The organism is Burkholderia sp. KCJ3K979 (genome assembly GCF_016759955.1).
Taxonomy (GTDB): domain Bacteria; phylum Pseudomonadota; class Gammaproteobacteria; order Burkholderiales; family Burkholderiaceae; genus Burkholderia; species Burkholderia orbicola.
Genome location: NZ_JACFYV010000285.1, coordinates 1 through 7,233, shown reverse-complemented (window position 1 = coordinate 7,233; position 7,233 = coordinate 1). Strand labels below are relative to the sequence as shown.

Sequence of the window (7,233 nt, the reverse complement as noted above, 5' to 3'; positions counted from 1 at the left end):
TCGTAAGATCGGGCGTGGGCGGGTTGCTTTTATTGGCCAACGGTCCCGTTCCTCTGGCGTCTGCTCCGTGACACATGGCGCATCTCGCCAGGAAGATCTTTTTTCCGTTATCACTATCCGCAAGGGCCTCGGATGTTTGAAAAAACAATGAAATCCCTAGCGAGGCGATGAGCAATATTTTCATTTTTGTTGATTTTTTGTATAAGCCTTCGAGTGTCTCTCAGGGCCGATTGTTGTCGGATGACGCGTTCTCCATTGAGTATGCCGATATTAACCTGCCGCCGTTGTGCCGGGTGAGATGCGTCTAACTTCGCCACCTCAAAAAATCGACCTTCCCGTATAAGCCGTCAACCACTCCAGCGCCAGCGTCCCTGCGCTACGAATATATAACTCGCATGCGATTCCATCGGTATCGATTGATGGGCGAGTGCCGTGCTGCCTTCGACGACCGGGTTCGGCCACTTGCGGTCGGTAAGGCACGTCGGGGGTGGGCTGCCTAAGCAGTCGAAAATTTACACCGATGAGTTTACTTTTTGCCAGAAAAACTACACTATGCGGTGTACTTCACCAAAATCATCCCTGCGGGTCCACCCGGACCGGCCGACACCAGACCCATTTCTCAGCTGCACGTGCGTTGTCGGCTGAAGCTGAATGCCTGCCAGCTGTCCGCGTCCGAGCCCGGCTTTATCGAATGAAATCATAGGAGAAACGCGAATGTACAAACCTCTTGATCAGCGGGGGCGCCGTATTGTCATTACAGGAGCCAATAGCGGCACCGGCAAGGAGGCGACCAGGCGATTGGTGGCGGCTGGTGCCGACGTCATCATGGCGGTACGCAGCGAGTCGAAAGGCGATGCCGCCCGCCGGGATATACGCAAGGAGTTTCCAGGGGCATCGATTGAGGTCCGCACGTTGGATCTCTCCAGCCTCGCGAGTGTGAGGAATTTTGGTCGCCAGTTGCTCGAGGAGGGACGCCCTCTCGACGTGCTCGTCAACAACGCAGGGATCATGATGCCGCCGACGCGTGTACTGAGCTCGGACGGATTCGAGCTACAGTTTGCGACCAATTTCCTGGGTCACTTCGCACTGACCAATCTGCTGTTGCCGCTTCTGCTTGAAGCGAAGTCTCCTCGCGTCGCCACGATGACAAGCAGCGCCGCAATTGGCGCCACAATCAATTTCGACGACCTTCAAGGCGAAAGATCGTACAAGCCCATGACGGCGTATGCGCAGTCCAAGCTGGCCTGCCTGCTGTTGGCGAATCGATTGGCGGAAATTGCGCGCGAGCGTGGCTGGCCCCTGCTCAGTACGAGTGCCCATCCAGGCCATACGCGCACCAATCTTCAGACGAGCGGTCCGAATATGGGTACTGATTCAACCCGCAAGAGGCTATCGTTCCGACTTGTACCGTCCATGGACGTGGAATGGGCCACGGACTCGCTCTTGCGCGCGGCAGTCGATCCCACAGCGACTCAGAGCGCATTCTACGGCCCACGTTTTCTGCTCGTCGGGAACTCGCACGTTGCCAAACAGCCCCGCTCCGCCAAGAGCGCGGATTCGATTCGCCTGTGGCAAGTAGCTGAAGCATTGACGGCGACGCGTCCACCGCAGGTGGGATGAGCGCGCGCTGCGCTGCCAGCCGATCCTCGCAGTGAATTCTGTGCGACCTGGCGGTCGCTCGCGAAAGAGGGGGCGTGATTGTGGGCGATTGGATCAATCCGCGGCTACGCCATCGACTGGCCGAGATGGGTCGATTGCTGGCGATGGCCGAATTTCCCATTGAGCGCTCTGGCGCGCGCCGACAGGAATCTGCCGCCGTCGCGCCAGATGAGGCACGCTCGACTTCGACGCTTCAAAAAATCGACCGCCCCGTATAAGTCGTCAACCACTCCAGCGCCAATGTCCCCGCCAGTGAGTTCCCGTTCGCATCCAGCCCTGGCGCCCACACGCACACCGCCATCTCCCCCGGCAGCACCGCAACGATCCCGCCGCCGACGCCGCTCTTCGCCGGCAACCCGACGCGATACACGAAATCGCCCGCCGCATCGTACGTCCCGCAGGTCAACATCAGCGCCGACAGCCGCTTCGCCGAACTCGAATCGACGACCCGTTCGCCGGTCGCCGGCGCGACACCGCCGTTCGCAAGAAACAGCGCGGCGGTGGCAAGCTCGACGCAGTTCATCTCGATCGCACATTGGCGGCAATACGCATCGATCACCGTATCGGGCGGCATCTGCATGTTGCCGAAGCTCGCCATAAAATGCGCCATCGCGCGGTTGCGTTCCGCGTGCTGCAACTCCGACAACGCGACGCGCGAGTCGTAGTCGATATCGTTCGAGCCGATCAGCCGCCGCACGAACTCGACGAGCGCCGTCTCGGCCTTCACGAAGCGGCGGCACAGCACGTCGGTGACCACCAGCGCGCCCGCATTGATGAACGGATTGCGCGGCTTGCCGCGCTCGCTTTCGAGTTGGACCAGCGAGTTGAACGCGGTGCCGGACGGTTCGCGGCCGACCCGTTCCCACAGTTCGTCGCCCAGCAGCTGGAACGCGAGCGTGCACGCGAACAGCTTCGAGATGCTCTGGATCGAGAAGCGCTCGTACGCATCGCCGACCGTGTAGACGTTTCCGTCGAGCGTCACGACGGCCATTCCGAACTTGTCGGCGGGCACTTTCGCGAGCTCGGGAATATAGTCGGCTACCCGTCCCTGGCCGATCCAGGGGGCGAGTTCGGTGTGGATGCGTTCAAGAATCGATTGGTAATTCATCACGTCGGGCAGGGTAGAGGCACGGCCGGATTCCGGCGAGCCCGTATGGAACCGTCCCGGCGCCGATTCGTCAAGCGCGGCCGGAATCGCGCCCTTATTTTCAAGACCGGCAAACAGGCAGGCGGCGGGCGCAGTATCATGCGGTACGTTTCGGCCGAGGGCCGGCGTCCGGCACCGGCCGGCGCCGCCGCGGCTTTCCCGATGATCCGACCGCTACCCATGTCTTTTCGCATCCTGCTCGTCGAAGACGACACCCGCCTGTCCACGCTGATCGCCGGCTACCTGCGCAAGAACGACTATGAAGTCGACACCGTGCTGCATGGTGACGCCGCGGTGCCGGCGATCCTGTCCATTCGTCCCGATCTCGTGATCCTCGACGTGAACCTGCCGGGCAAGGACGGCTTCGAAATCTGCCGCGAGGCGCGCAAGCAGTACGACGGCGTGATCATCATGGTGACGGCGCGCGACGAACCGTTCGACGAGCTGCTCGGCCTCGAATTCGGCGCGGACGACTACGTGCACAAGCCGGTCGAGCCGCGCATCCTGCTCGCGCGGATCAAGGCGCAACTGCGTCGCGCGCCGGCGCGCGCGGCCGAGAGCACCGCGCCGCAGCCGGAGCGCTACGCGTTCGGCAAGTTCTCGATCGACCGCACCGACCGCACCGTCGTGCTGCCCGACGGCAGCACGCCCGATCTGACGTCGGCCGAATTCGACCTGCTGTGGGCGCTGGTGTGTCATGCGGGCGAAGTCGTCAGCCGCGACGATCTGATGCTGCAGCTGCGCGGCGTCGAATTCGACGGCCTCGACCGCACGATCGACGGGCGCATCTCGAAGCTGCGCCGCAAGCTGCGCGACGACGCGAGCAACCCGCAGCGGATCAAGACGATCCGCAGCAAGGGTTATCAATTCAGCAAGCACGCGTGGGAATGACGCCGCGCTCGCGCGACGCCGTCACGTTCCGCGCGGGCATTCCGCCCGCCGGCCGGGAGCCGCGATGATTCGACGAACCCGTTCGCACCCCGATGCACCGCCGCTGCCCACGCTGCGCTACGTCAAATGGCGCTGGCTGCATTTCCGGCGCGCGTGGACCGACACGCGCGCCGACCGCATTCCGAGCTGGTCGCGCCTGTACCTGCGCACCTACCTGCATCTGCTCGGCCTCGTGTTGCTGACCGCGCTGGTGCCCGCGCTCGCGCTGTGCGTCGAATTGTCGCCGCAGGTCGTGTGGCATGCGTTCGACTCGCTGCCGGGCGACATCTGGATCGTGCTCGCGTTCGTGTTCACCGCGCCCGCGCTCGCCGCGTACCGGTGGATGCGGCCGGTCTGGTCGGATCTCGTGATGGTGCGCGAGCGCGCGATCGACTTCACCGGCGGGCGCTTCAACACGCGCGCGCGCGAATCGCACAGCGTGATCATCGGCCCGCTGGCGCGCACGCTGAATGCGCTCGCGATGCGCATGGAGCGGCTGATCGCCGCGCAGCGCGATCTGACGAACGGAATCTCGCACGAGTTGCGCACGCCGCTCGCGCGCGTGCGCTTCGCGCTCGAAATGCTGTGCGAACCGGGTTCGGCGGCCGAATACCAGGGCGCGCTCGAGAGCATCGCGCAGGACGTGACCGAGCTCGAGGAGCTGATCGACATGAGCCTCACGTATGCCCGGCTCGAATACAGCTCGCTGCAGTCGAACCTCGAGATGACGGCGCCCGTCGCGTGGTTCGAGCACCAGGTGAACGACGCGCAACTGCTGTACCCGGACCGGGCGATCGAGTCGCGCATCGAGATCGGAGCGGATTTGCGCGTGAAGATGGACCGTCGGCTGATGTCGTATGCGATGCGCAACCTGTTGCGCAACGCGAGCAAGTACGCGAAATCGCGGATCGTCGTCGGAATCTCGCTCGTGCACGGCAACATCGGCATCTTCGTCGAGGACGACGGCCCCGGCGTGCCCGAGAGCGAGCGCGAACGGATCTTCGACGCGTTCGTGCGCCTCGACCGTCGCACCGGCGGCTACGGGCTCGGCCTGTCGATCACGCGACAGGTGCTCCACGCGCACAACGGCCGGATCGCGGTCGTCGATCCGGTCGAACTCGGCGGCGCGCGATTCGAGATCAGCTGGCCGGTCTAGCACGACGTCGCGCGAGGCCCGACCCGCGGCCCGCCGTGAAGTCGACAGCTGCCGCCGGGACGGCGCCACGGATGCCGCCGCAGCGGCATCCGCGCATGCTCAATAAGTACGGCCGAGCTGCAGGTAGAAGTTGCGTCGGCCGCTGGGGGCGAGCGCCACGCCGATGTAGACGGGCCCGAATGCGGTCGACAGGCTCGTGAAGAACGTGTAGCTCTGCTTGAGCGCGCCGCCGCCGATCTTCTGGCCGCTCGACCAGACGTTGCCGACTTCCGCGCTGGCGCCCACCGACAGCGCCTTGACCGGCGACGCGTTGAACGTCATCAACTGGTTCATGTACGTGATCTGCCCGTACGCGAGCTCGTTGCCGTTCAACTGGTCGGCCGCATAGGCGGACAGATGCTGGAAGCCGCCCAGCGTGAAGTTGAACGCATTGATCAGGTTGGTGCCGCCGATGCTCTTGCCGCCTTCGATCGTCGCGCTGACGCTGTGCCGGCCGAACTGCTGCGCGATCATCGCCTTGCCGTAGATCTCGGTGTAAGGCGCGTTGCTGATCCCGTCGGCGAAATCCTGCGCCGAGCCGCCGTTGCGCGACACCAGCGAGCGTTCGACCCGCAGTTCGCCGAAATAACCCTTGCGCGGGAACATCGGATCGTCGAGCTGATCGATGACGAGCCGCGCCCGCGCGATCAACGCCTGCGACGTGAAGCTCGGCCACAGCAGCGCCTGGCCGCTGCCGTCGTCGAACGGCAGGTTGTAGGTCGGCGAGCCGTGCCCGGTCACGTAGCCGAGACCGATGCGGAAATCGCCGAGCCGCGCGATCGGCAGGCCGAGGTCGATCCCGGCGCGCGCCGTCTGCATCAGGTACTGCGTGATCTTCACGTCGCCGGAGTCGTCGTACAGGTTCGCGTAGCGACGCTGATATTCCGCGTACGGCGACAGGTAGACGCCGTACGCGGTCGACAGCGGCTGGCGCAATTCGACGCGCGCCGACTGCAGGTCGCTGCCGATCGTCGTGTCCGCGCGGAATTCGAGCCCCGATTCCGTGAGCCACGGCCGCCGGTAGCCGACGTGCAGGCGGAAGCCGCCTTCATCGGTCGAACTGCTCGACATGCCGAGCCCGAAAAGCAGGAAGTTGGGCCCCCAGTACTTCTCGCGCGCGTCGATTTCGAGCACGTTGTCGTCGCCGCGGCTGACGATCTGCTGCGTGACGCTCTCGAAGTTGCCGCCCGTCGTGAGGCCGAGCAGATCCTGGCTGACGGTCTTCGGATCGTAGATGTCGCCCGGTTTCACGTGCAGCGCGTTGCTGACGACGCGCTTCGGTACGCCGCCGCTGGTCTTGATGTCGATGCGCGTGATCCGGATCGGCGGCGGCAGCGGCTGCGCATGTGAGGACCGGTAGGCCGCGTACTGTTCCGGCGTGAGCGCGAAACGCCGCAGCTTCGGCAGCGCGGCGGTCGCGGCGGCCGCGCCGGCGGCGATCGCCTGCTTCGCGTTCTGGAAATCGGTGAACGCGAGCGAGCCGAGGTCCGGCGTGAGCAGCACGTCCCGCGCGTCGAGCTGCTTGCGCTGCGCGGTCACGTTCTGGCGGATCAGGATGCCGACCATCTGCTGCATCACGTCCGCCGGCGACGCGAGCGCGTCGAGCGGGCGCAGTTGCGAGCCGATGTCGACGGCGATCACGACGTTCGCGCCCATCTGCCGCGCGGTGTCGACGGGCAGATTGCTGACGAGGCCGCCGTCCACGAGCGCGCGCCCGTTGATCTCGGCCGGCGCGAACAGGCCCGGCATCGCCATGCTCGCGCGAATCGCGAGCGGCAGCGAGCCGTGGTCGAGCACGACCATCTGGCCGGTCTGCAGGTCGGTCGCGACCGCGCGGTACGGGATCGGCAACTGGTCGAACGGCTGGTTGGTCGGCACGGCGGCCGTCCAGTTCGCGAGCAGCGCCTGCAGCCGGTTGCCCTGGACGAGGCCGACCGGCGCCTTGACGCCCTTCTTGCCGAAGCCGAGCGTCAGCCCGTTGATGTACAGGCGTTCGTCCTCGCGGCTGGTTTGCGGCAGGTCCGCGCGGTCCGTCACGTCGAACGCGATATCCGCCAGGTTGACCTCGGACAGCCGCTTCTGCATCTCGTCGGCCGCCATCCCGCTCGCATACAGGCCGCCGACCACGGCGCCCATGCTGGTGCCCGCGATGCAGTCGATCGGAATCCGGTTGTCCTCCAGGACTTTCAGGACCCCGAGATGTGCATAGCCGCGCGCACCGCCGCCGGACAGCACGAGGCCGATCGACGGGCGGCCGGCCGGGCCGCCGTCGGCGGTGCAGGTGTGCGCGGACGCAGCGGGT

6 protein-coding genes are annotated in these 7,233 nt (G+C 65.1%); 3 read left to right on the top strand and 3 right to left on the bottom strand.

Translation table 11 applies throughout. The annotated features are described in order from the left end of the window. The coding region (locus H3O04_RS32535) for a c-type cytochrome (protein ID WP_202589251.1) at positions 1-184 on the bottom strand (184 nt) is incomplete at its 3' end. A gap of 530 nt (positions 185-714) precedes the next feature. On the opposite strand from H3O04_RS32535, the gene H3O04_RS32530 reads away from it, so the two are divergent. After that, a complete protein-coding gene (locus H3O04_RS32530) occupies positions 715-1,620 on the top strand; it encodes an SDR family oxidoreductase (protein ID WP_200159314.1) in 906 nt (301 codons plus the stop codon). A 232-nt stretch (positions 1,621-1,852) separates the two neighbouring features. Here H3O04_RS32530 and H3O04_RS32525 read toward each other — a convergent pair whose 3' ends face one another. Next, complete coding sequence (locus H3O04_RS32525) at positions 1,853-2,767, bottom strand: glutaminase (RefSeq protein ID WP_027805820.1); 915 nt, start codon at positions 2,765-2,767, stop codon at positions 1,853-1,855. Between the two features lie 219 nt (positions 2,768-2,986). On the opposite strand from H3O04_RS32525, the gene H3O04_RS32520 reads away from it, so the two are divergent. Both H3O04_RS32520 and H3O04_RS32515 read left to right on the top strand, forming a co-directional pair. Beyond that, positions 2,987-3,697 carry a response regulator gene (locus H3O04_RS32520; protein WP_006498855.1) on the top strand — a complete coding sequence of 237 codons (711 nt, stop codon included), beginning with the start codon at positions 2,987-2,989 and terminating at the stop codon, positions 3,695-3,697. A gap of 64 nt (positions 3,698-3,761) precedes the next feature. Then, entirely contained in the window at positions 3,762-4,892 is a 1,131-nt protein-coding gene (locus H3O04_RS32515; RefSeq protein ID WP_202589250.1) for an ATP-binding protein, read from the top strand. A gap of 99 nt (positions 4,893-4,991) precedes the next feature. Here H3O04_RS32515 and H3O04_RS32510 read toward each other — a convergent pair. After that, positions 4,992-7,233 (bottom strand): patatin-like phospholipase family protein (locus tag H3O04_RS32510; RefSeq protein WP_202589249.1); only part of this gene is annotated, 2,242 nt, incomplete at its 5' end.